Origin of the sequence: Streptomyces sp. NPDC007346 (genome assembly GCF_040703535.1) — a bacterium.
GTDB lineage: Bacteria > Actinomycetota > Actinomycetes > Streptomycetales > Streptomycetaceae > Streptomyces.
The window spans coordinates 1-22,519 of the sequence record NZ_JBEYKR010000117.1 but is presented as its reverse complement, the minus strand read 5'-3'; the positions used below and the strand labels follow the sequence as shown (position 1 = coordinate 22,519).

Genomic DNA, 22,519 nt, shown 5'->3' with positions numbered 1-22,519 from the left:
CCTCGGGGGGGGGGGGGGGGGGGGGGGGGGGGGGGGGGGGGGGGGGGGGGGCGCGCGCCCGGCCGCGGGGCGGGGGGGGCGGCCGCGGCCCCGCCCCTGCCGCGACGGGGGTGCGTGGTTCCGTACATCGTCGGTGTCCCTTCGACTGTGCGGGGTGGGGTGAGCGGTTCGGCTGTGCGGGGTGAGCGGTTGGACTGTGCGGGGGGAGCGGTGAGGGGCGTCAGCTGTCGAGCCGTACGACGCGGACCGCGCCCGCCGGTACGGCGAGGTGGCCCGCGGCCGGTTCGGCGGTGAGGAGTTCGGTGCCCGGGGCGTCGAGCGGCACCTTGGCGTCGGCGTCGGTGTGGTTGATCGCGAAGAGGTACGTGCCGGTGGAGCCGGTGCGGCGGACCACCTCGACGTCGTGCGGCAGCCCGGTGCGGGGCGCGATGCGGGCGTCCGCGCAGGCCCGCTCCAGGACCGCGTCCAGGTCGGGGCCGCCGAGCCGGGTGGAGACGTACCAGGCGCTGCCCTCCCCCAGCCGGTGCCGGGTGACGGCGGGCCGGCCGGCCGGGATGCCGTCGGCGTACGACCAGACGGTCTCGGCCCCGCGCGGGATCACGACGTCCGACCAGAGGTCGCCGGTCAGCTCCGGTCCTCCGGGTGCGGTCAGGCGGACCGTTCCTCCTTCGGGCAGGGGGGCGAACTCCTCCACGGTCAGGCCGAGGACATCGCGCAGGACACCGGGGTAGGGGCCGGGGTGGACGGCGTCGTCGTCGTCGACGATCCCGGAGAAGTACGAGACGACGAGGGTGCCGCCCCCCTCCACGTACCGGCGCAGGTTACGGCCGGTCTCCTCGGAGGCGAGGTAGAGGGCCGGGACGACCACCAGCGGGTAGCGGGAGAGGTCGGCCTCGGGGTGGGCGAAGTCGACGGTGAGGTGGCGGTCGTAGAGGGCCGCGTAGAAGGTGTCGGCGCGCTCGCGGGCGTCGTGCTCCTGGCTGGGGCGCCACTCCAGGGACTGCGCCCACCAGGACTGCCAGTCCCAGACCATGGCGGCGTCCGCGACGGTCCGGGTCCCCCGGACCCCGTCCAGCAGGCCGAGGTCGGCGCCGAGGCGGGTGACCTCGCGCCAGATGCGGGAGTCCGTCCCGGCGTGCGGCACCATCGCCGAGTGGAACTTCTCGGCGCCGCGCCGGGACTGCCGCCACTGGAAGAACATCGCACCGTCCGATCCCCTGGCCACGTGGGCGAGGCTGTTGCGGGCCATCTCGCCGGGGCGCTTGGCGGGGTTGTGGGGCTGCCAGTTGACGCCGCCGGTGGAGTGCTCCAGGAGCAGCCAGGGGGCGCCGCCCGCGACCGAGCGGGTGAGGTCGGCGGCCATGGCGAGGTTGACGTGGGTGCGGCGGCCGTCGGTGATCAGGTAGTGGTCGTTGCTGACCAGGTCGACCTCGCGGCCCCAGGCCCAGTAGTCGACGGACTCGCACTGGCTGAGCGCGGTCATGAAGTTGGTGGTGACGGGGATGCCCGGGGCGAGCCGGTGCAGGATGTCCCGCTCCGCGCGGAAGTTCTCCCGCATGGTGGCGTCGGCGAAGCGGGCGTAGTCGAGCTGCTGGGCGGGGTTGCCGACGGTCGGGGTGGTGCGGGGCGGGTCGATCTCGTCGAAGCTCCCGTAGCGCTGGCCCCAGAACGCCGTGCCCCAGGCCTCGTTGACCGCGTCGACCGTGCCGTGGCGGGTGGTGAGCCAGCGGCGGAAGTGGGCGGCGCAGCTGTCGCAGTAGCAGGCGCTGACGGGGACGCCGTACTCGTTGTGGACGTGCCAGAGCGCGAGGGCCGGGTGGCTGCCGTAGCGGCGGGCGAGCTGTTCGGTGATGGCGGCGGCGGCCTCGCGGTAGGCGGCCGAGCTGTGGCAGATCGCGCCGCGCGATCCGAAGGCGTACCGGACACCGTCCCGGCCGACCGGGAGCGCCTCGGGGTGGGCCCGGTAGAACCAGGCGGGCGGGACCACGGTGGGGGTGCCGAGGTCGGCGCGGATGCCGTGCTCGTGGAGGAGGTCCAGGAGGCGGTCCAGCCAGCCGAAGTCGTGGACGCCGGGGGCGGGTTCGAGCAGGGCCCAGGAGAAGATCCCGACGCTGACCATGGAGACCCCGGCCTCCGCCATCAGGGCCATGTCCTCGTGCCAGACCTCCTCGGGCCACTGCTCTGGGTTGTAGTCCCCGCCGAAGGCGAGGCGGCGCAGCCCGTGCGGGGCGGTGGGGGGAGCGGGGTGGGGCATGAGGGCTCCTGGGTTCGAGCGGGAACCGTTCGACGGGGCCTCAGGGGCGGTGCCCGTATCGGCTTCCGGGGCGGTTTCCGGAACGACTTCTGAAACGACTGGTGAACGACTTCTGGGACGACTTCTGGGAACGTGCACACACTCACTCGGTGGCGCTAGGCCAACATAACCGCACAGCAACAACCATTGACAAGTGTCGGTTTGGTTTCTCTACTGTGAACGCTCACAGCGCATCGCAGCGCTGCACCCGCGCCTCACCCGCGCCTCTCGTCAGGGGAGAACCCATGAAGTACCGCATCGTCGCGGCGTCCTCGGCAGCCGTGCTCACCGCCACCGCCCTGCTCTCGGGCTGCGGGTCGCCGGAGAGCGACAGCGCGGACGGACCGTCGGCCGACAACCCCGTATCGCTCACCTACTGGGCCTGGGCGCCCGGCCTGGACAAGGTCGCGGACCTCTGGAACGAGGGCGAGGGCAAGAAGGCCGGGATCAAGGTCACGGTGAAGAAGCAGGCGTCCGGCGACGACCTGGTCACCAAGATCATCACGGCGGCCAAGGCGCACAAGGCCCCCGACCTGGTGCAGGCGGAGTACCAGGCGCTGCCCACCCTGGTCTCCAACGATGTGCTGGCCGACATCTCCGAGGAGGCCGGGGGGACGAAGGGGCAGTTCGCGGAGGGGATCTGGCAGCAGGCCACGCTCGGCTCCGACGCCCTGTACGCGCTGCCGCAGGACTCCGGCCCCCTGATGTTCTACTACCGCAAGGACCTCTTTCAGGAGTACGGCCTGACCGTGCCGGAGACCTGGGACGCCTTCGCCGAGACCGCCCGCGCGCTGAAGAAGAAGGCCCCCGACAAGGCCCTGACCACCTTCTCCTCCAACGACGCCGGGCTCTTCGCGGGCCTGGCCCAGCAGGCCGGCGCCCAGTGGTGGACCACCGGCGACGAGAAGTGGAAGGTCGCCATCGACGACCCGGCCACCCGCAAGGTCGCCGACTTCTGGGGCTCCCTGGTGAAGGAGGGGGCCATCGACAACCAGCCGATGTACACCCCCGCCTGGAACAAGGCGCTCAACACCGGCACCCAGATCGCCTGGGTCAGCGCGGTCTGGGCGCCCGGCACGCTCACCACGGCCGCCCCGGACACCAAGGGCAAGTGGGCCATGGCGCCCCTCCCCCAGTGGACGGCCGGGCAGAACGTCACCGGCAGCTGGGGCGGCTCCTCCACCGCGGTCACCAACGACTCGCCGCACAAGAAGGCCGCCGCCACCTTCGCCACCTGGCTGAACACCGACCCGCAGGCGGTCGCGGCCCTGGTCGAGGAGAGCGGCATCTACCCGGCCGCGACCGCCGCCCAGACCGGCGGCGCGCTGGCCAAGGCCCCCGACTACTTCGCCGGCCAGCCCGGCTTCTACACCGAGGCCGCGAAGATCGCCGCGGGCACCGCCCCGGCCGCCTGGGGCCCGAACGTCAACGTCGCGTACACCGCCTTCAAGGACAACTTCGCCGCCGCGGCCAAGCGGAAGGGCGACTTCGGCACGGCGCTCACCGCCATGCACGACGCCACGGTCACCGACCTGAAGAAGCAGGGCTTCGGAGTCTCCGAGTGACACGCCCGCGCCGCACGAAGAGGTACGGGGTCAAGAGCGCCCCGTACCTCTTCCTGGCCCCCGCAGCCCTGCTCTTCCTGCTCTTCTTCGCCCTGCCCATCGGCTACGCCCTCCTGCTGAGCCTGCGCCGCACCGAGGTCAAGGGCCTCGGGCTCGGCCGGGGCGCGCGGGAGGAGGTCTGGGCCGGGCTCGCCAACTACGCCGACGCGCTCACCGACTCCGAGCTGCTCCACGGGGCGCTGCGCATCCTCGGGTACGGCGCGATCGTCGTCCCCGTGATGCTCGGGCTCGCCCTCCTCTTCGCCCTGCTGCTGGACAGCGACCGGGTCCGGCTGCGCGGCTTCACCCGGCTGGCGATCTTCCTGCCGTACGCCGTTCCGGGTGTGGTCGCCGCCCTGATGTGGGGCTTCCTCTACCTGCCGACCGTCAGCCCCTTCCACTACCTGCTGGAGCGGGCCGGGCTGCCGCAGCCCGATCTGCTGGACGGCGGCCCGCTCTACGTCGCCCTGGCCAACATCGCCGTCTGGGGCGGCACCGGCTTCAACATGATCGTGATCTACACCGCGCTGCGGGCGATCCCGGCCGAGGTCTTCGAGGCGGCCCGGCTGGACGGCTGCTCGCCGTGGCAGATCGCCGTGCGGATCAAGATCCCGATGGTGGCGCCCTCGCTGGTGCTCACCTTCTTCTTCTCGATCATCGCCACGCTCCAGGTGTTCAGCGAACCGACCACCCTGAAGCCGCTCACCAACTCCCTCTCCACCACGTGGAGTCCGCTGATGAAGGTCTACCAGGACGCGTTCGTCAACAACGACATCCACGCGGCCGCCGCCCAGGCGGTCATCATCGCCGCCGCCACCCTGGCCCTGTCCTTCGGCTTCCTGCGGGCGGCCAACTCCCGTACGGGGGAGCCCCGCACGAGCAACTCCCGTACGGGCAGCCCCCGTACGAGCAACTCCCGTACGAAGCAGGGAGCATGACCATGAGCGCCCCCGTCCTGCCGACCGCCCCGCCACCGGCCCGGGTCTCCGCGCCGCCGGCCCCGGGCCCCGACCGCCCCCGCCGCTTCCCGCTGCTGCCGACCGCCGCCCTCCTCCTCGGCGCGCTCTACTGCCTGCTGCCCGTCGCCTGGGTGCTGGTCGCCTCGACCAAGTCCGGCAGCGAGCTGTTCTCCACCTTCACCTTCCTGCCCGGCACCGGCTTCGCCGACAACGTCGGCGACCTCACCGCGTACCGGGAGGGCGTCTACTGGCGGTGGATGGCCAACTCCGCCTTCTACGCGGGCGTCGGCGCGCTGCTCTCGACGGCCGTCTCCGCCGTCTCCGGCTACGCGCTGGCGATGTACCGCTTCCGGGGCCGCGAGTCCCTCTTCAACATCCTGCTGGCCGGGGTGCTGATGCCGCCGGTGATCCTCGCGGTGCCGCAGTACCTGCTGCTGGCCAAGGCCGACCTCACGGACTCGTACCTCTCCGTGCTGCTCCCGGTGATCCTCTCCCCGTACGGGGTCTACCTCGCCCGGATCTACGCGGCTGCCGCCGTGCCCGGCGATGTCGTCGAGGCGGGGCGGATGGACGGCGGCGGGGAGTGGCGGATCTTCCGGACGATCGCGCTGCCGATGATGCTGCCGGGTCTGGTGACCGTCTTCCTGTTCCAGTTCGTCGCGATCTGGAACAACTTCCTGCTGCCGTACATCATGCTCGGCGACGACGAGAAGTTCCCCGTCACGCTGGGCCTGTACACGCTGCTCCAACAGGGCGCGAGCACGCCCGCCCTCTACACCCTGGTGATCACGGGAGCGCTGCTCGCCATCGTCCCGCTGATCGCCCTGTTCCTGGTCATCCAGCGCTTCTGGAGCCTCGATCTGCTCTCCGGAGCCGTAAAGTCCTGACCGCTCCCCAACGTCAGGGCCCTCGATGATGAAAGATCATGCACCATGAGCCGCACTGAACAGACCGGCGCGGGCCGCCGCCGGCCGCCGACCATCCACGACGTGGCACGGGAGGCGGGGGTCTCCCGGGGCACGGTCTCCCGGGTCCTCAACGGCGGCCACAACGTCAGCCCCGCCGCGCTCGACGCGGTCAACTCCGCCATCCGCAAGACCGGTTACACGGTGAACCGGCATGCCCGGTCCCTGATCACCGGCCGCTCCAACTCGGTGGCGTTCCTGCTGACCGAGCCGCAGGAGCGGTTCTTCGAGGACCCGAACTTCAACGTTCTGCTGCGGGGTTGTACGTCGGCCCTCGCCGCGCACGACATCCCGCTGCTGCTGATGATCGCGGGCACGGAGGCGGAGCGCCGCCGCAACATGCGCTACATCGCCGGCCATGTGGACGGGGTCCTGCTGGTCTCCAGCCACTCCGGCGATCCGGTCGCCGCCCAGCTGCACGAGGCCGGGATTCCGCTGGTGGCCTGCGGCAAGCCGATCGGGCAGGGCTCGAAGGTGAGTTACGTGGCGGCGGACGACCGGGACGGCGCGCGGGACATGGTGCGCTTCCTGTACGCCTCCGGGCGGCGCCGGATCGCCACGGTCAGCGGGCCGCTGGACACCCCCGGTGGGGTGGAGCGCCTGGCGGGGTACCGGGAGACGCTCGCGGAGTGCGGGCTGCCCGCCGACGAGGCGCTGATCGCCCAGGGCGACTACAGCCGCGCGGGCGGCGAGGCGGCCGCCGCCGCGCTGCTGGAGCGGGCCCCGGAGCTGGACGCGGTGTTCGTCGCGTCGGACCTGATGGCCCAGGGCGTGCTGGCGGCGCTGGAGCGGGCCGGGCGGCGCGTACCCCAGGATGTCGCGGTGGGCGGCTTCGACGACTCCCCCGCAGCCGTCGCCTCCCGCCCGGCCCTGACGACGATCCGGCAGCCGTGGGACCGGATCAGCGCCGAGATGGTGCGGGTGCTGCTGGCCCGGATCGGCGGGGAGGACCCGGCCGCGGTGATCCTCCCCACCGAGCTGGTACGCCGGGACTCGGCGTGACCCGGCGCTCGGCGCGGACTACTTGACGGCGTCCAGCGCCGGGTAGTCGGTGTAGCCCTTGGCGTCGCCGCCGAAGAACGTCGACGGGTCGGGGTCGTTGAAGGGGCCTCCGGCCTTGAGCCGGGCGGGCAGGTCCGGGTTGGCGAGGAAGAGCACGCCGTACGAGATCAGGTCGGCGATCCCGTCGTCGATCACGGTGTGGTCGTCCGGCCCGGTCGGCCCGTCGGAGTGGATGTTGATGAGGACGGGGCCGGTGAACTTCTTGCGCAGGGCGAGGGTCAGCTCGCGGATCGGGGCGTTCTCCAGGATGTGCAGGTAGGCGATGCCGAGCGGCTCGATCTCCTGGACCAGCGCGGTGTAGACGGCTTCCGGGGCCGGCTCGTCGATGTCGTTGTACGGGTTCGAGGGCGAGATGCGCAGCCCGGTGCGGGCGGCGCCGATCTCGGCCGCGACCGCCTTGACGACCTCCACGGCGAACCGGATGCGGCCGGCGTCCGAGCCGCCCCACTCGTCGGTGCGCAGGTTGGCGTTGGGCGCGAGGAACTGGTGGATGAGGTAGCCGTTGGCCCCGTGCAGCTCGACCCCGTCGAACCCGGCCTCGATGGCGTTGCGGGAGGCGGAGACGAAGTCGGCGATGGTCTGCCGGATCTCGGCGTCGGTCAGCTCGTGCGGCTCGACGAAGTCCTTGGGGCCCTCGTCGGTGTAGACCTGGCCCTCGGCCTTGATCGGGGAGGGGCCGACCGGGACCAGGCCGTCGGGGAGCAGGACCGGGTGGCCGATGCGGCCCGCGTGCATGATCTGGGCGAAGATCCGGCCACCCTCGGCGTGCACCGCGTCGGTGACCTTGCGCCAGGAGGCGACCTGCTCGGCGCTGTGCAGCCCCGGCGTGAAGGGGTAGCCCTGGCCCACGACGGAGGGCTGGATGCCCTCGGTGATGACGAGGCCGGCCGAGGCGCGCTGGGCGTAGTAGGCGGCCGTGAGCTCGGTGGCCGTGCCGCCCTCGCCCGCCCGGCTCCGGGTCATCGGGGCCATCACGATGCGGTTGGCCAGCGGGGTGCCGGACAGGTCGATCGGGTCGAAAGCGGTGGTCATGCGAGCTCCCAGAGAAGTATGTGGGCCGAGCCGGAATAAGTATGTGGTCGGCCAATCATTGGCGCTGACCGCCACTGTAGCGCATTGTTTGGCCGACCAAGGTAAAGTGGCCGGAAGCTGCTGGAAATCATCGAAATACCACCGGAGCAGCACCGAGGAGCCCCGACATGAAGACCGGCCGTATCAGCACCGCGGAAGCCGCCTGTACTGACGCGCTGCCGGGAGCGGCGCCCTGTGGTCCCGTGAGCCATGCCGTCTCGCGCGTCGCCCGGCTGCACCGGATCGCGGCGGGGAAGCTGCTGAAGGGGCTGGGGCTCTACCCGGGCCAGGAGCTCTTGATGATGCACCTGTGGGACGTGGGGCCGGTCCGCCAGGCCGAGCTGATCAAGACCCTGGACCTGGACCCGTCCACGGTCACCAAGATGCTCCAGCGCCTCGAGCAGACCGGGCATGTACGCCGCCGCCCCGACCCGGACGACCGGCGGGCCGTACTGGTCGAGGCGACGGACGAGAGCTGCGCGCTGCACACGGCGGTGCGGGACGCGTGGGACAGCCTGGAGGAGCAGACGCTCGCGGGGCTGGAGAGCGATGAGCGCGGTGAGCTGACACGGCTGCTGGCGAAGGTGGAGGCCAACCTCTGCCACGAGACGGAGGGGTGCCCAGGGCAGGGCTGACCGGAGCGGGGCCGAGGGAGACGGGGCGCCCGGGGCCGCACGGCTGCGGGGCTGGGCGGCTGCGGGGCCGCACGACTGGGCGACTGCGGGGCTGGGCGGCTGCGGGGCTGGGAGCCAAGGGTCCCCGAGGGTCCAAGGGGCCGAGAGTCCAAGGTGCTGAGCGGTCAAAGGGCTGAGCGGCCGAAGAGCCGCCGGACCGAGCGGACGCGGGGCCCTCAGGCCGGCCGGCCCAACACGTCCAGCACCCGGTCCACATCCGCCTCGGTGTTGTAGAGGTGACAGGAGATCCGCAGGTTCCCGACGGGCGTGGAGACCGCGATCCCGGCCTTCGCGAGCTGCGGTTCGCGGCTCTCGAGCCCCGGCGCGGAGACGATCGCCGACTCCCCGGGCACCACCTCGTGCCCCAGCTCCGCCAGCCCCGAGCGCAGCCGGGCGGCGAGGGAGGTGGCGTGCGCGTACAGCGCGTCGGTGCCGATCTCCGCGAGCAGCGCGAGGGAGTGCTCGGCCCCGTGGTACGAGAGGAAGGCGGGCGGCGCGTCGAACCCCCTCGCGCCGGGGGCGACCCGCTCCAGCGGACCGTAGTTGCCGCTCCAGGGCGCCCCGGCGGTGACCCAGCCCGCGAAGAGGTGCGGCAGGGTGGCCTGCGCCTCCTCGGTCACGGTGAGGAACGACGTACCCCGGGGGCAGAGCAGGAACTTGAAGCCGCCGGTCACGGTGTAGTCGTACGCCCCGGCGTCCAGCGGGAACCAGCCCGCCGACTGGGTGGCGTCCAGCAGGGTCCGGGCCCCGTGCGCGGCGGCGGCGGTGCGGACGGCGGCGAGGTCGGCGACCCGGCCGTCGGCCGACTGGACCGAGGAGAAGGCGACGAGCGCGGTCGTGGGCCGTACGGCGTCGGCGAGGTCACCGAGCGGGACGTACCGCATGCGCAGGTCGCCGCGGAGTGCGAACGGGCTGACGACGGAGGCGAACTCGCCCTCGGGTGCCAGGACTTCGGCGCCCGCCGGGAGCGAGGCGGCGATCAGCCCGACGTGGACGGTGACCGAGCTGCCGGTGGCGACCCGGTCCGGCCGGACCCCGGCGAGCCGGGCGAAGCCGGCCCGTGCCGCCTCCACCGCGTCGAAGCTGCCCGCGCCGATCCGGCGGCCGGCGGCGTTCTCGTCGGCGAGGGCCTTGACGGCGGCGACGGTCCGGCGGGGCAGCAGCCCCCAGCTGGAGGTGTTGAGGTACGTGACCTCCGGGGCGAACTCGGCGGCGGCCGCCTGGCTGAGCGGAGAGCTGAGCGGAGAGATCGTCATGCGCTCAGCCTGGAGGCCCCGCCGCCCCTGGTCAATCACCGCGATCCGCGAGACGCACCCAGGACATTGCCATGGGTGCGGCGCGCGGAGGCGGTGCGGGGCTCAGCCCTCGGGAACCTCGCAGGCGCCGTCCGTGCCGCAGGCCGCCGCGTCGCCGCCGACGGTGGTCGGTGTGGTGGCCGGACGGTCCTTCCACGCCTGCTCCAGCGCCTGGACGAAGACCTCCGAGGGCTGGCCGCCGGAGATCCCGTACCGCCGGTCGAGCACGAAGAACGGCACCGCGTCGGCGCCCAGTTCGGACGCCTCGCGCTCATCGGCCCGGACCTCGTCCGCGTACGCCGCCGGGTCGGTGAGCACCGCCCGCGCCTCGTCGGCGTCGAGCCCGGCCTCCACGGCGAGGGCGAGGAGCACGTCGTCGTCGAAGACCGAGCGCTCCTCCGCGAAGTTGGCCCGGTAGGCGAGGGTCAGCAGTTCGTCCTGGCGGCCGCGGGCCTTGGCCAGGTGCAGCAGCCGGTGGATGTCGAAGGTGTTCCCGTGGTCCCGGCCCTCGGTGCGGTAACCGAGCCCCTCGGCCCGCGCGTTGGCCGCCACGTTGGCCTCCATGGCGGCGGCTTCCTCACGGGTCCGCCCGTACTTGGTGGCCAGCATGTCGATGACCTGCTCCCTCTCCCCCTTGGCCCGCCCGGGGTCGAGCTCGTAGGAGCGGTGCACGACCTCGACCTCGTCCCGGTGGGCGAACTCGGCGAGCCCCTTCTCGAAGCGGGCCTTGCCGATGTAGCACCAGGGACAGGCGATATCGGACCAGATCTCGACGCGCATGACTCTTCTTCTCTCCAGGGGTCGCGGACGGGTTGCGGAGTCCCTCCTCGGGACAGACCTCTCGGTCGAACACCGAACCTGACCAGCTGATTCCCGGAGCCGGGGCCGGCGCGGGGCGAGGCGGACCAGAAGCCGGCCGGGCCGGGGCCGCCGCGGTCCTTACTCCGCGGCGGCCCCGTGTCACCGCCCGTCGCGCAGGTCCTCCACTCCCCCGGCCAGGAACGCGATCCGGTCGAAGACCGCGCCGCAGCCCTCCCCCGTGGGGGACTGCACCAGGAAGCCGGCCCGAGCCGCCGCCCGCTGGTGCGGGGTGCCCAGGGTGAAGACGCGGACGAAGGTCCAGGTCTCGCCGTCGGCGGAGGCGTGGAAGGCGTAGGCGTTGCCGGTGCGGCTGAGGCGGAGCCAGTGGCTGTCCTCCTCCACCACGAACGCGTTGGCGTCGTCGGAGTGGCCCCGGGTGACGACGCTGCACACGGTCGCGAGGCCCGAGGAGTGCTCCAGGCAGAGCTTGGCCCACTCCTGGTCGCCGAGGTGGAGATGCAGCGCCCCGGCGTCGCCCGCCGCGGCCAGGCCGGGGCGGATCCGGGCCAGGAGCCGGAAGTCGCCGTCGCCCACCGGGCCGAGCAGGCGTGGCGCGTCGGTGGTGGAGGCCGGGGTGTCGGCGGTGGGCGGTACGAAGAGGTCCTGGCCGGGGCCCGCGCGGCCGGTCAGGATTCCGTCGGCGTGCGTCCAGCGCCCGTCGGGGCCACAGGGGTCCAGGGCGAAGGGGAGTGCGTCCAGCTGGAGGCTCATGCCCGGCGTCCGTCCACGCGGCGGGGCAGCTCCAGCGGGTTGGCCTCGCGCAGCTCCGGCGGGAGGAGCGCTTCGGGGGTGCTCTGGTACGTCACCGGGCGCAGCCAGCGCTCGATGGCGGTGGCGCCGACCGAGGTGGAGGCGGAGGTGGCGGCCGGGTAGGGGCCGCCGTGGTGCTGGGCGGGGGCGACGGCGACGCCGGTCGGCCAGCCGTTGACCAGGATGCGGCCGGCGAGCGGGGCGAGGGCGGTGAGGAGCGCGGCCGCCTCCGGGTCGTCGCCCTCCGTCGCGGTCTGGAGGGTGGCGGTGAGGTTGCCGGGGAGGCGGGCGAGGACGGCGGCGACCTCGTCCTCGGAGGCGTACCGGGCGATCACGGTGACCGGGCCGAAGCACTCCTCCAGGAGCGCGTCGTGCGGGCCCTCGGCGGCCAGGTGGGCGGCCGGGACGGTGAGGAATCCGGCGGAGACGGTGTGCTCGCCGCCCGCGCCGGGGGTGACGGGGGCCTCGACGTCCGGGAGCTCCGTCCGTTCGCGTACGCCCGCGAGGAAGGCGTCCCGCATCCGGTGGTCCAGCATCACCCCGGAGCCGGCGGAGCTGACCGTCTCGGTGAGGGCCTTGACCAGCCGGTCGCCCGTGTCGCCGGCGGGGGCGAGGACGAAGCCGGGCTTGGTGCAGAACTGGCCGACGCCCAGGGTCATCGAGGAGCCGAGCCCGGCGCCGATCCGCTCCGCCCGCTCGGCGGCGGCCGCGCCGGTGACGACGACCGGGTTGAGCGAGCCGAGTTCGCCGTGGAAGGGGATGGGGACGGGGCGGGCGGCCGCCGCGTCGAACAGGGCGCGTCCGCCGCGCACCGATCCGGTGAAGCCCGCCGCGCTCACCAGCGGGTGGCGGACCAGCTCGACGCCCGCGTCGAAGCCGTGGACCAGGGTCACCACGTCTTCGGGCAGGCCGGTGCGGGCGGCGGCGCGGCGGAGCACCGAGGCGCAGAGCTCGGAGGTGGCCGGGTGGCCGGGGTGCGCCTTGACGACGACCGGGCAGCCCGCCGCGAGGGCGCTGGCGGTGTCGCCGCCGGGGACGGAGAAGGCGAGCGGGAAGTTGCTGGCCGCGTAGACGGCGACGACCCCGAGCGGGATCTTGTAGCGGCGCAGGTCGGGCCAGGGCGGGGTGCGGGAGCCGTCCTCGTGGTCGATGTGGATGTCGAGGTAGGCACCTTCGTCGACGACCTCCGCGAAGGCCCTCAACTGGGCCGCGGTGCGCGCGAGTTCCCCGGTGAGCCGGGCCGGGCCGAGGGCGGTCTCCGCGTCGGCGGCCTCGATGATGTGCTCGTCGGACTCCTCCAGCAGTTCCGCCGCGGCGCGCAGGAACGCGGCGCGTGCCGTGCGGTCGGCCAGGGCGCCGCGTACGGAGTGGGCCGCCCGGACCGCGCGGTCGACCTCCTCGGCGGTGGCCTCCACCGCGACCTGCTCGCGCGGGTTCCCGCTCCGGGGATCGACACTCCAGACTGGTGCTGCGCTCACCGTGATTCCCTCCGGGTCCGGCGGCCCTCGCACGCGGGGCCGCACATCAGAAAGCGTTCGGTATTCTGAACAGAGTTCCTGATCATGAATATGCTCGGACTCTATTTCCGGGCGTTCCGTGTTGGCAATCCATGGTGGTGGGCTTTCCGGGCGCAGAGCCGAGGACCGAAGAAGGAGCGTGGGGCGATGTCGGTCGCCGAGCCCGGTGGGGCACAGGTCAAGTCCGCGGTACGGACGGTGGAGCTGCTCGAACACTTCGCGGGGCGCCCCGGCATGCACTCGCTCGCCGCCGTCCAGGAGGCCGTGGGCTACCCCAAGTCCAGCCTCTACATGCTGCTGCGCACCCTGGTCGAGCTCGGCTGGGTGGAGACCGACGCGACGGGCACCCGGTACGGGATCGGGGTGCGCGCCCTGCTGGTGGGCACCTCCTACATCGACGGCGACGAGGTCGTGGCCGCCGCCCGGCCCACCCTGGACCGGCTCCTGGACGACACCACGGAGACCATCCACCTGGCCCGGCTCGACGGGACGGACGTGGTCTACCTCGCCACCCGGCAGTCCCAGCACTACCTGCGCCCCTTCACCCGGGTCGGCCGCCGGCTGCCCGCGCACTCCACCTCGCTCGGCAAGGCGCTGCTGGCCACCCACAGCGACGAGCGGATCCGCGAGATGCTCCCCGAGACGCTGCCCGCGCTGACCGAGCACACGATCACCGACCGCGAGAAGCTCATCGAGGAGCTGCGCCTGGTCCGCGAGCGGGGGTACGCGGTGGACCGCGAGGAGAACACCCTCGGCCTGCGCTGCTTCGGCGTCGCGATCCCCTACCGCACGCCCGCCCGCGACGCGGTCAGCTGCTCGGTCCCGGTCGCCCGCCTCACCCCCGCCCACGAGCGGACGGTCAAGGACGCCCTGCTGGACGCCCGCGACCGGCTGGCCCTCGCCACGCGGAGGCTCTGACCCGGGGCGCCGACGACGTGAGAAATCGGTGAGAAGCGGCACAACCGGGAACGGGCGCGGCGCCCCCACTCGTCCCTCCAGCGGGATGAACAAGACAATCAGGCGCGCTTCGGTCTTCTGTCTGCTCATGGTGCTCGCCCTGCTGGTGCGGGCGACCTGGGTGCAGGGCTACCAGGCCAAGGCGCTCGCAGACGACGAGCACAACCGGCGGAACACCATCGCGCAGTACGCGCGGCCGCTCGGGGACATCATCGTGGCCGGTTCGCCGGTCACCGGATCGAAGGGGACCAGCGGTGGCGACCTCCGGTACAAGAGGACCTACACCCAGGGCGAGCTCTACGCGGCCGTGACGGGCTACAGCTCGCAGGCGTACGGGGCGACCCAGCTCGAAGGCATCTACGGCGACGTCCTGGACGGCACGGACAACCGCCTGAAGAACCCGGCCGACCTGATCACCGGCAGACAGGCCGCCCCCGGCAACGTCCTCACCACCATCGACCCGGGCGTCCAGAAGGCGGCCTACGAGGCGCTCGGCGACGACAAGGGCGCGGCGGTGGCCATCGAGCCGGGGACCGGCCGCATCCTGGGCATGGTCTCCACCCCCTCGTACGACCCCTCGGACATCAGCGGTACGGACAGCGGCGACGCCTGGCAGGAGCTGCTGGACGACCAGGACAAGCCGCTGGTCAACCGGGCGCTGCGGCAGCCGCTGGCGCCGGGCTCCACGTTCAAGCTGGTGGTCGCGGCGGCGGCGCTGGAGAACGGGCTGTACGGCTCGGTCGACGAGGCCACCGAGAGCCCCGACCCGTACACCCTCCCCGGCACCCGCACGGTCCTGCGCAACGAGAACGCCTCCGCCCCCTGCGAGAACGCGACCCTGCGCACCGCCCTCCGGTTCTCCTGCAACAACGTCTTCGCCAAGGTGGCGGCCGACCTCGGCCAGGACAAGGTCAAGGAGATGGCGGACGCGTTCGGGTTCGACACGGAGAAGCTGGACGTCCCGGTGCGGGCGGCGCCGAGCGTCTACCCGACCGGCATGGACGACGCGCAGACGGCGCTGACGGGCATCGGCCAGTTCGAGGTCACCGCGACCCCGCTCCAGATGGCGATGGTCACCGCGGCCCTCGCCAACGGCGGTGAGCTGGCCGCCCCGCACATGGTCTCGGCCGTGACGGACGGGGACGGGTCCACGCTGGAGGAGACCGCTGACGGGCAGAGCGAGCGGGTGGTGCGGGAGGAGACCGCGAAGCAGTTGCGCAGCGCGATGGTGACCGTCGTGGAGGAGGGCACCGGCACCAACGCCCGTATCGCCGGGGCCGAGGTCGGCGGGAAGACGGGGACCGCGCAGAACGGCGTGGACAACAGCAACACCCCCTACGCCTGGTTCACCTCGTACGCGAAGGACGACAGCGGCGGCAAGGAGGTCGCCGTCGCGGTGATCGTCGAGGACTCCGGCTCGGCGCGCTCCGAGGTCAGCGGCAACGGCCTCGCGGCGCCGATCGCGCAGAAGATGATGAAGGCGGCGCTGGAGCGGTGAGCGAGGCAGGGGGCCGGCGAGCGCGGGATGCGTTCGGCCTCCTCACCCCGTACGGTCGGCGTGCCCCCGCCACCGTCCCCGTACCGCCGGCCCCACCCCGTACCCGCCCCTACCGCGCCCCCGCCCCGCCCGCGAACGGGATCTCCGTGGCGCCGCCCGGCCGGACCGGCCCCGCCGGGTGCGTCCACAGTCCCGCCTCGGCCAGCCGGGGCAGGACGCCCTCGCCGAACCAGTACGCCTCCTCCAGGTGCGGGTAGCCGGAGAGCACGAACTCGTCGATGCCCAGCGCGTGGTACTCCCTGATCCGTTCGGCGACCTCCGCGTGGCTGCCGACCAGGGCGGTGCCCGCGCCGCCCCGGACGAGGCCGATGCCGGCCCACAGGTTGGGGTGGATCTCCAGGCCGTCCCGGCCGCCGCCGTGCAGCTCCAGCATCCGCCGCTGCCCCTCGGACTCGCTGCGCGCCAGCCCCTCCTGGACCGACCGCACGGTGGCCGGGTCGAAGCCGGCGAGCAGCCGGTCCGCCTCGGCCCAGGCCGCCTGCGAGGTGTCCCGGGTGATCACGTGCAGCCGGATGCCGAACCGTACGGTGCGGCCCTGTTCGGCGGCGAGGGACCTGATCCAGGCGATCTTCTCCGCGACCTGGGCCGGCGGCTCGCCCCAGGTGAGGTAGACGTCCGCGTGGCGGGCGGCGACGCGGCCGGCCGCCGGGGAGGAGCCGCCGAAGTAGATCTCCGGTACGGGGTCGGGGACCCGGGTGAGCCGGGCCTGCTCGACGTGGAGGTGTTCCCCGTCCAGGTCGACGGTCTTGCCGTCCCACAACTGCCGGACGATCTCCAGGAACTCGCCGGTGCGGGCGTAGCGGGCGTCCTTGTCCAGGAAGTCCCCGTAGGCGCGCTGTTCATGGCTCTCGCCGCCGGTCACGACGTTCAGCAGCAGCCGTCCGCCGGTCTGCCGCTGGTAGGTGGAGGCCATCTGGGCGGCGAGCGTCGGCGAGACGAACCCGGGGCGGAAGGCGACCAGGAACTTCAGCCGCTCGGTGTGCTGGCTGACCATCGCCGTGGTCAGCCAGGCGTCCTCGCACCACGCCCCGGTGGGGGTGAGCACCCCGGTGAAGCCGACGTCCTCGGCGGCGCGGGCTGTCTGGGCGAGGTAGCGGACCGTCGGCGGCCGGTCGCCGCCCGCCGCCGTGACCGGGGTTCCATGGCCGCCTCCCACGACATGGCGGCTGTCGCCGTTGGTGGGCAGGAACCAGTGGAAGGTCAGGGACATCGTCTCTCCGAAGGGATGCGTACGGGAAGGGGGCAGGTCACAGGAGGCCGTGGCGGGGTGGGCGGGTGCCGTTGAGGACGTACCGCCCGATGTGCTGGATCTTCCAGCGGGCGGGGTCGTGCAGGGTGTGGGTGCGGGCGTCGCGCCAGTGCCGGTGCAGGTTGAGGCTGTCGAGGGCGGCGCGCGTCCCGGAGACCTCGAAGAGCGCGTCCGCGATCTCCAGCGCCGCGCTCCCCGCGTACGCCTTCGCCGCCGCCACCGCGATCGACGCCTCGGCCGCGCTGTCGTCGTCCAGCTCCGCCCGTGCGCTGTCCACGGCCCGCGCGGCGGCGGCCAGCAGGGCGTCGGCGGCCCGGTGGCGGACGGCGAGTTCACCGAAGCGCTGGATGAGGAGGGGGTCCTCGGCGGCGCTCTCGTACCCGCTCTCGAACCAGGGCCGGCTCCGGGTCGTCACGAACTCCACCGCCTCCGCCAGCGCTCCGGCGGCGATCCCGGCGTCGATGGCGGTGTGCAGCAACTGGGCCAGAGCGCCGTGGAGTTGGGGGCCGGTGAAGGTGAGGTGGTGCGGGACGACGTGGGCCGCCGGGACCCGTACGGACTCCAGGGTGACCGTGCCGCTCGCGGTCGTGCGCTGCCCCATGCCGTCCCAGTCGTCGGTCACGGTGAGGCCGGGGGCGCCGGCGGGGACGTACGCGACATGGAGCAGGTCGTCCCGGCCGCGGGCGAGGACGGGGATCCAGTCGGCGAAGAGGGCCCCGGTGGAGTAGTTCTTCACCCCGGTCAGGAGGTACGAGCCGTCGCCCGTGGCCACCAGCCGGGTGCGGATGTCCTGGAGGTGCCTGGTCCCGACCTCGGACTGGGCGTTGCCGAAGCGGCGGCCGGCCAGTACCTCGGCGAAGAAGAAGGCCCGCTGCTCCGGACTCCCCTGCTGCCTAAGGACGTTGACGTACGCGAAGTGGCTCTGCGGGATCTGCGCCAGGCTGGCGTCGGCGGAGGCCAGCAGCCGGAAGACCTCCGCGAGGGTGGCGGCACGGACGTCGGCCCCGCCGTGCTCGGCCGGGACGGTGACGGCGAGGAGGCCGGTGGCGGTGAGCCGGTCGAGTTCGGCGCGGGGCAGCTCACGGCGGGCGTCCCGTCCGCAGGCGCCGGGGCGGAACTCCTCGGCGAGTCCGGCGGCGGTGCGCAGCGCCTCCGCGTCGTCGCGGATCACCCGCGCGGTGGTGGGCGGTCGTCGGGTCGGCGCGGTCACGGGCCTGCCTCCAGGGGGTGCGGGTAGGGGTCAGCGGGTGGCGGGTACGGGGGCCGTCCGGTCCAGGGCGGTGGCGAACTGGGTGACGACCTGGTCGAGCGGGGCGGCCGAGGCGGGGTCGAGGACCACTCCCCCGTCGTCGCCCGCCGTGATGTGGCGGTCCAGGACGAACCAGCCCGGGACGATGTGCGCGGCGCCCATCGACGAGAGCACCAGGCGCAGCGCGTAGTCGAGCGCCAGGACGTGGGCGGTGGTGCCACCGGTGGCGAGCGGGAGGACGGTCTTGCCGGTCAGCGCGTACTGGGGCAGCAGGTCCAGGAGGGTCTTGAGCAGGCCGGAGTAGGCCGCCTTGTAGACGGGGGTGCCGATGACGACGCCGTCGGCGCGGGCGAACAGTCCGGTGGCGCGGACGATGTCGGGGTGGGCGAAGTCGGCGCCGAGGAGCGCCTCGGCGGGCAGCGTACGGACGTCGAGCGGTACGACCTCGTGGCCCTGGGCCCGGAGGTCGGCGTCGAGGTGGCGCAGCAGCCGGGCGGTGCGGGAGGTGGCGGAGGGGCTGCCGGAGACCGACAGGACGGTGGCCATGGGACCTCTTCTCTGGGGGTGTCCCGGGCCCGGGGGCGGTGGAGGTCCGCCCCCGGGCCCGGGACGGCGGGTCAGGAGTACCAGGTGGGTTCGGGGAGTTCGCCGGTCAGGACGTGGCGCCCGACCTCGCGGCGCTTGTAGGCGACCGGGTCGTGCAGGGTGTGGGTGCGCACGTTGCGCCAGAAGCGGTCGAGGCCCTCGGCGGAGGCGGTGGCGCGGGCGCCGGTGACCTCGAAGATGCGGCTGGTGACCTCCAGGGCCACATCGGTGGCGCGGGCCTTGGCCGCGGCGACCCGGACCTCGAACTCGCCGCGGGAGCGCTCGGTCACCTCGTCCGGGGCGTCGTGGAGCCGCTGCCCCTCGGCGGCGACGGCGTCGGCCAGGGCTTCGACGGCCCAGAGCTTGGCGGTCAGGTCGCCGTAGGTGTCGATGACGTACGGCTCGTCGACGGCCTTGTCGTAGCCGCCGTGCAGCCAGGAGCGCGTCTTGGTGCGGGTGTAGGTGGCGGCGGTCTCCAGGGCGCCGGCGGCGATGCCCAGGTAGAAGCTGATGAACACCAGCTGGATCGTCGGCACGTTGAGGGTGTTGTAGACGCGGGGCCGGAACTCCTTGTCGACGTAACCGGCGGCCGACGCCCACGGGGTGCGGACGCCGTCGATGGTGACGCCGCCGCTCTCGGTGAGGCGCTGGCCGATGTTGTCCCAGTCGTCGTGGAAGACGAGCCCTTCGCTGTCGGAGGGCACGATGGCGAAGATGTGCTGGTCGGTGCCTTCCAGGACGCCTTCGAGGACGGTGACGTCGGAGACCTTGCTGCCGGTGGAGAAGGTCTTGGCGCCGGTGAAGACGAGGTCGTCGCCGTCCTCGGTGACCACCACGTCGCTGTCGCGCGGGTTGACGGCGCCCCCGAAGAACCAGGTCTGCCGGACGGCCTCGGCCTCGATGTGCTCCCACTGCTCGCGGGTGCCGACGAGACGGGCGGCCCAGTTCCACAGGTAGTGGTAGCCGAGGAGCTGCCCGATGGAGCCGTCGGCCTTGGCGACCTCACGGATCACCCGGTAGGCGGTCGTCCAGTCCTGGCCCCCGCCGCCGTGTTCGGCCGGGCCGAGCAGGGTGACGAGTCCGGAGTCCTTGAGCAGCTGGATCTCGGTGTACGGGGTGGCGCCCGCCTTGTCGCGGGCGGCGGCGTCGGTGGCGAGGAGGGCGGCGACCTCGGCGGCGCGCTCGATCCACGCCTGGGGGCCGTCGGGGGCCGGGAGGGTCTTCCACTGGGTGGGCGCTGCGGTGCTCATGATGAACCTTTCGACGACCGTTCGAGGGTTGCGGGGAGAGCGTGCGAGGGGGTTGCGGGAAGGTCTGCGGGCGGGGTCACGGGAGCGGGTCCCCGGCCTCCAGCTCGCGGACGAGCGGGAGCACCTTCTTGCCGAAGAACTCGACCTCCTCGTGGTAGTGGAGGAAGCCGAGGAGCAGCAGGTCGACGCCGAGGCGCTTGTAGGCGACGATCCGCTCCGCGACCTGTTCCGGGGTGCCGATGAGCCCCGTACGGAATCCGTCGTTGTACTGGACGAGGTCCTCGAAGGAGGAGTCCTGCCACATGCCCTTGCCGTCGGCGGTGGAGCTCCCGGCCTGCCTGACGGCCGAGCCGAAGCCGTGGACGGCCTCCGTGTCGGCCTTGGCGACGATCTCGCGGAGGGTGTCGCGGGCCTCGGCCTCGGTGTCGCGGGCGATGAGGAAGCCGTTGAGGCCGAAGCGCGGCGGGGTACGTCCGGCGCCCTCGGCGGCGGTGCGGACGTCGTCGATCTGCTCGGTGACGCCGTCGAAGTCCTTGCCGTTGGAGAAGTACCAGTCGGAGACGCGTCCGGCCATCCGCCGGGCGGCGGTGGAGTTGCCGCCCTGGAATATCTCCGGGTGCGGGCGGCCCGGTGCGGCGATCGGCTTGGGCTTCAGGGAGAAGTCCCGGATGCGGTAGAAGTCCCCGGCGAGTTCGGCGTGGTCCTCGGTCCAGACGGCGCGCAGGGCCCGGATGAACTCCTCGGAGCGGCGGTAGCGCTCGTCGTGCTCCAGCCAGGGTTCGCCGAGCGCGGTGAACTCGTCCTTGAACCAGCCGCTGACCACGTTGACGGCGAAGCGCCCGTTGCTCAGGTGGTCGGCGGTGGCGCCCAGTTTGGCGAGGACACCGGGGTGCCAGAGACCGGGGTGGACGGCGGCGATGACCTTCAGCCGCTGGGTGGCGAGCAGCAGGGCGAGGCTGAAGGAGGTGGACTCGTGCTGGTACTCGGCGCCGTAACTGGCCATGTAGCGGACCTGGCTGAGCGCGTAGTCGAAGCCGTTGTCCTCGGCGAGGACGGCGAGTTCGCGGTTGTAGTCGTATCCCCAGTCGGTGCGCTGCTCGATGGTGCTGGTGACGAGGCCGCCGCTGACGTTGGGCACCCAGTACGCGAAGCGGACGGGGTCGGCCAAGGGCACAGTGGGCATGTGGTTCTCCCGGAACAGGAAGGCGGGGCGCGCTCCCGGGGCGTGCGGGGGGAGCGCAAAGGAGGCGGGGTGGGTACGGCCGTGGGCACGGCCAGGCGGCCCCGGTGATCGAGAAACCCGATCAGGGGCGGCGGGAGCGAGGGGCGCGGGGGGAGAGTGCGGGGGTCACCGCACCCGCGCGCGGGCGCACGGCGTCGTACGCGGGGGCGCGAAGGAAGGTGCCTCTCCCGCACGGGAGCGCGAAGGAGGGGGCCTCTCCTCAGACTTCGCGACAACAGAAGGCGCTGGAAACGCGGCCGAGGTCGATGTGGCGGCGGCGGGTCAGGCGGCGCACATCCCTCTCCTTTCGCGTTCCGTGGCGGACACCCGGTGGTCCGGGGGCGCCTTCGGGTTCCACAGTAAGGTGCCGGAACGCTCCAGGTCGAGAAGGCATCGGCGAGGGAGCGATAGGGTTCCCCTTCCACCGGAGCCGGGTCGGGGAAGCCGAGGAGAGGGCCGCCGTGCGGATCGAACAGCTGGAGTACATCGAGGCCGTCACCCGGCTCGGCTCGCTGCGCCGGGCGGCGGAGGAAATGCACCTGTCCCAGCCCGCGTTGAGCGAGACCGTACGGAACCTGGAGCGCGAGCTGGGGGTGGCCGTGCTGGACCGCAAGCGGTCGGGGGCGACGATCAGCGACGCGGGGCGCGAGCTGCTGCCGCACATCATCGGGGTGCTGGACGCGGTCGACCGGCTGCGCCGGGCCGCCGACGAGCAGCACCGCACCAGCCGTACGGTCCGGCTCGGCACGGTGTTCGCGGCGACGGTCCCCCTTCTCGTACCGGCGATCCGGGAGTTCCACGCGCTGCACCCGGCCACCGAGGTGGAGGTGATCGCGGCCCAGCAGTCGGTGATCCACCGCTCGCTGCTGGAGGGCGGTGTCGACCTCGGCCTGGTGAACTACCTGGAGGGCGACGACCTGGCGCCGGACCTGCACACCACCCAGCTGCTCCGGGGCCGCCCGGTCGTCTGCCTGCGCCCCGACAGCCCGCTGGCGGCGCTGGGGTCGGTCGGGGTGGACGACCTGCTGGGCGAGCCGCTGATCGTGATGCGGGCCGGCTATGTGATGCACCGCTTCACCCACCGGCTGCTGAAGGGCCGGGTGCCGTCGTTCTCGTACTCCGCCGACGGCGCGGAGATGGGCAAGCTGATGGTGGCGGAGGGCCTGGGGGTCACCCTGCTGCCGGACTACAGCGTGGTCGGGGACCCGCTGGAGCGCACCGGGGCGATCACCTGCCGGCCGCTGGAGGGGGACGCCACCAGAGTGCTCCTGGTGGTGCAGCGCAGCCGTTCGGGGTCGGTGCCCCGGGCCGCCCGCGACCTGCACCGGATCTTCGTGGAACGCGCCGAGGCGCACCGTACGGGCGGCTCCTGAGGCGGCCGTACGGTGGCCCCGGGCC

20 protein-coding genes are annotated in these 22,519 nt (G+C 72.9%); 8 read left to right on the top strand and 12 right to left on the bottom strand.

Translation table 11 applies throughout. The annotated features are described in order from the left end of the window. Window positions 1–220 precede the first annotated feature (220 nt). Window positions 221–2,254 carry a beta-galactosidase gene (locus AB0917_RS25660; RefSeq protein ID WP_366822023.1) on the bottom strand — a complete coding sequence of 678 codons (2,034 nt, stop codon included), beginning with the start codon at window positions 2,252–2,254 and terminating at the stop codon, window positions 221–223. A gap of 284 nt (window positions 2,255–2,538) precedes the next feature. On the opposite strand from AB0917_RS25660, the gene AB0917_RS25655 reads away from it, so the two are divergent. The 4 genes from AB0917_RS25655 to AB0917_RS25640 are packed head-to-tail and all read left to right on the top strand — an operon-like array spanning window position 2,539 to window position 6,823. After that, a complete protein-coding gene (locus tag AB0917_RS25655; protein ID WP_366822022.1) occupies window positions 2,539–3,858 on the top strand; it encodes an extracellular solute-binding protein in 1,320 nt (439 codons plus the stop codon). Continuing rightward, window positions 3,855–4,835 (top strand): sugar ABC transporter permease, encoded by a 981-nt coding sequence (locus AB0917_RS25650; protein ID WP_366822021.1) that lies wholly within the window; start codon window positions 3,855–3,857, stop codon window positions 4,833–4,835. The genes AB0917_RS25655 and AB0917_RS25650 overlap by 4 nt, the downstream gene beginning before the upstream one ends. Window positions 4,836–4,837: 2 nt before the next feature. Next, window positions 4,838–5,743 carry a carbohydrate ABC transporter permease gene (locus tag AB0917_RS25645; RefSeq protein ID WP_366822020.1) on the top strand — a complete coding sequence of 302 codons (906 nt, stop codon included), beginning with the start codon at window positions 4,838–4,840 and terminating at the stop codon, window positions 5,741–5,743. Between the two features lie 45 nt (window positions 5,744–5,788). After that, window positions 5,789–6,823: a LacI family DNA-binding transcriptional regulator gene (locus AB0917_RS25640; RefSeq protein WP_366822019.1), complete on the top strand. Its 1,035-nt coding sequence runs from the start codon at window positions 5,789–5,791 to the stop codon at window positions 6,821–6,823. An 18-nt stretch (window positions 6,824–6,841) separates the two neighbouring features. Here AB0917_RS25640 and AB0917_RS25635 read toward each other — a convergent pair whose 3' ends face one another. After that, window positions 6,842–7,915: an alkene reductase gene (locus AB0917_RS25635; protein ID WP_366822018.1), complete on the bottom strand. Its 1,074-nt coding sequence runs from the start codon at window positions 7,913–7,915 to the stop codon at window positions 6,842–6,844. Between the two features lie 167 nt (window positions 7,916–8,082). On the opposite strand from AB0917_RS25635, the gene AB0917_RS25630 reads away from it, so the two are divergent. Continuing rightward, window positions 8,083–8,589 (top strand): MarR family winged helix-turn-helix transcriptional regulator, encoded by a 507-nt coding sequence (locus tag AB0917_RS25630; protein WP_366822017.1) that lies wholly within the window; start codon window positions 8,083–8,085, stop codon window positions 8,587–8,589. Between the two features lie 215 nt (window positions 8,590–8,804). Here the strand turns inward: AB0917_RS25630 and AB0917_RS25625 are convergent, their stop codons facing one another. The 4 genes from AB0917_RS25625 to AB0917_RS25610 form a co-directional block, all read right to left on the bottom strand. Further along, on the bottom strand, window positions 8,805–9,884 hold the full coding sequence (locus tag AB0917_RS25625; protein ID WP_366822016.1) for an aminotransferase class V-fold PLP-dependent enzyme: 1,080 nt from the start codon (window positions 9,882–9,884) through the stop codon (window positions 8,805–8,807). 102 nt (window positions 9,885–9,986) lie between these two features. Further along, window positions 9,987–10,703, bottom strand: a complete 717-nt coding sequence (locus AB0917_RS25620) for a DsbA family oxidoreductase (RefSeq protein WP_366822015.1) — start codon at window positions 10,701–10,703, stop codon at window positions 9,987–9,989. A 180-nt stretch (window positions 10,704–10,883) separates the two neighbouring features. After that, window positions 10,884–11,495 carry a DUF1349 domain-containing protein gene (locus tag AB0917_RS25615; RefSeq protein WP_366822014.1) on the bottom strand — a complete coding sequence of 204 codons (612 nt, stop codon included), beginning with the start codon at window positions 11,493–11,495 and terminating at the stop codon, window positions 10,884–10,886. After that, complete coding sequence (locus tag AB0917_RS25610; RefSeq protein ID WP_366822013.1) at window positions 11,492–13,012, bottom strand: aldehyde dehydrogenase (NADP(+)); 1,521 nt, start codon at window positions 13,010–13,012, stop codon at window positions 11,492–11,494. Before AB0917_RS25610 ends, AB0917_RS25615 begins: the two co-directional genes overlap by 4 nt. 186 nt (window positions 13,013–13,198) lie before the next feature. Here AB0917_RS25610 and AB0917_RS25605 point away from each other — a divergent pair, with 186 nt between their 5' ends. Then, window positions 13,199–13,969 (top strand): IclR family transcriptional regulator, encoded by a 771-nt coding sequence (locus AB0917_RS25605; protein WP_366822012.1) that lies wholly within the window; start codon window positions 13,199–13,201, stop codon window positions 13,967–13,969. A gap of 85 nt (window positions 13,970–14,054) precedes the next feature. Continuing rightward, the gene (locus AB0917_RS25600; protein ID WP_366822011.1) at window positions 14,055–15,506 is read left to right on the top strand and encodes a penicillin-binding transpeptidase domain-containing protein; all 1,452 of its coding nucleotides are present in this window, start codon (window positions 14,055–14,057) and stop codon (window positions 15,504–15,506) included. Window positions 15,507–15,615: 109 nt separating this feature from the next. On the opposite strand, the gene AB0917_RS25595 is transcribed toward AB0917_RS25600, so the two are convergent. From AB0917_RS25595 to AB0917_RS25570, 6 genes are all read right to left on the bottom strand, one after another. After that, window positions 15,616–16,776 (bottom strand): LLM class flavin-dependent oxidoreductase, encoded by a 1,161-nt coding sequence (locus tag AB0917_RS25595; RefSeq protein ID WP_366822010.1) that lies wholly within the window; start codon window positions 16,774–16,776, stop codon window positions 15,616–15,618. A gap of 37 nt (window positions 16,777–16,813) precedes the next feature. Beyond that, window positions 16,814–17,986, bottom strand: a complete 1,173-nt coding sequence (locus tag AB0917_RS25590) for an SfnB family sulfur acquisition oxidoreductase (RefSeq protein WP_366822024.1) — start codon at window positions 17,984–17,986, stop codon at window positions 16,814–16,816. A 69-nt stretch (window positions 17,987–18,055) separates the two neighbouring features. After that, window positions 18,056–18,610, bottom strand: coding sequence for an NADPH-dependent FMN reductase (gene ssuE, locus AB0917_RS25585; RefSeq protein ID WP_366822009.1), 555 nt, complete (start codon window positions 18,608–18,610; stop codon window positions 18,056–18,058). A gap of 71 nt (window positions 18,611–18,681) precedes the next feature. Continuing rightward, complete coding sequence (locus AB0917_RS25580; protein ID WP_366822008.1) at window positions 18,682–19,899, bottom strand: acyl-CoA dehydrogenase family protein; 1,218 nt, start codon at window positions 19,897–19,899, stop codon at window positions 18,682–18,684. Window positions 19,900–19,975: 76 nt separating this feature from the next. Continuing rightward, window positions 19,976–21,082 carry a dimethylsulfone monooxygenase SfnG gene (sfnG, locus tag AB0917_RS25575; protein ID WP_366822007.1) on the bottom strand — a complete coding sequence of 369 codons (1,107 nt, stop codon included), beginning with the start codon at window positions 21,080–21,082 and terminating at the stop codon, window positions 19,976–19,978. A 259-nt stretch (window positions 21,083–21,341) separates the two neighbouring features. Then, window positions 21,342–21,515, bottom strand: a complete 174-nt coding sequence (locus tag AB0917_RS25570) for a putative leader peptide (protein ID WP_366822006.1) — start codon at window positions 21,513–21,515, stop codon at window positions 21,342–21,344. Window positions 21,516–21,582: 67 nt separating this feature from the next. Here AB0917_RS25570 and AB0917_RS25565 point away from each other — a divergent pair, with 67 nt between their 5' ends. After that, window positions 21,583–22,494, top strand: a complete 912-nt coding sequence (locus AB0917_RS25565) for a LysR family transcriptional regulator (protein ID WP_366822005.1) — start codon at window positions 21,583–21,585, stop codon at window positions 22,492–22,494. The last annotated feature ends 25 nt before the right edge of the window (window positions 22,495–22,519 follow it).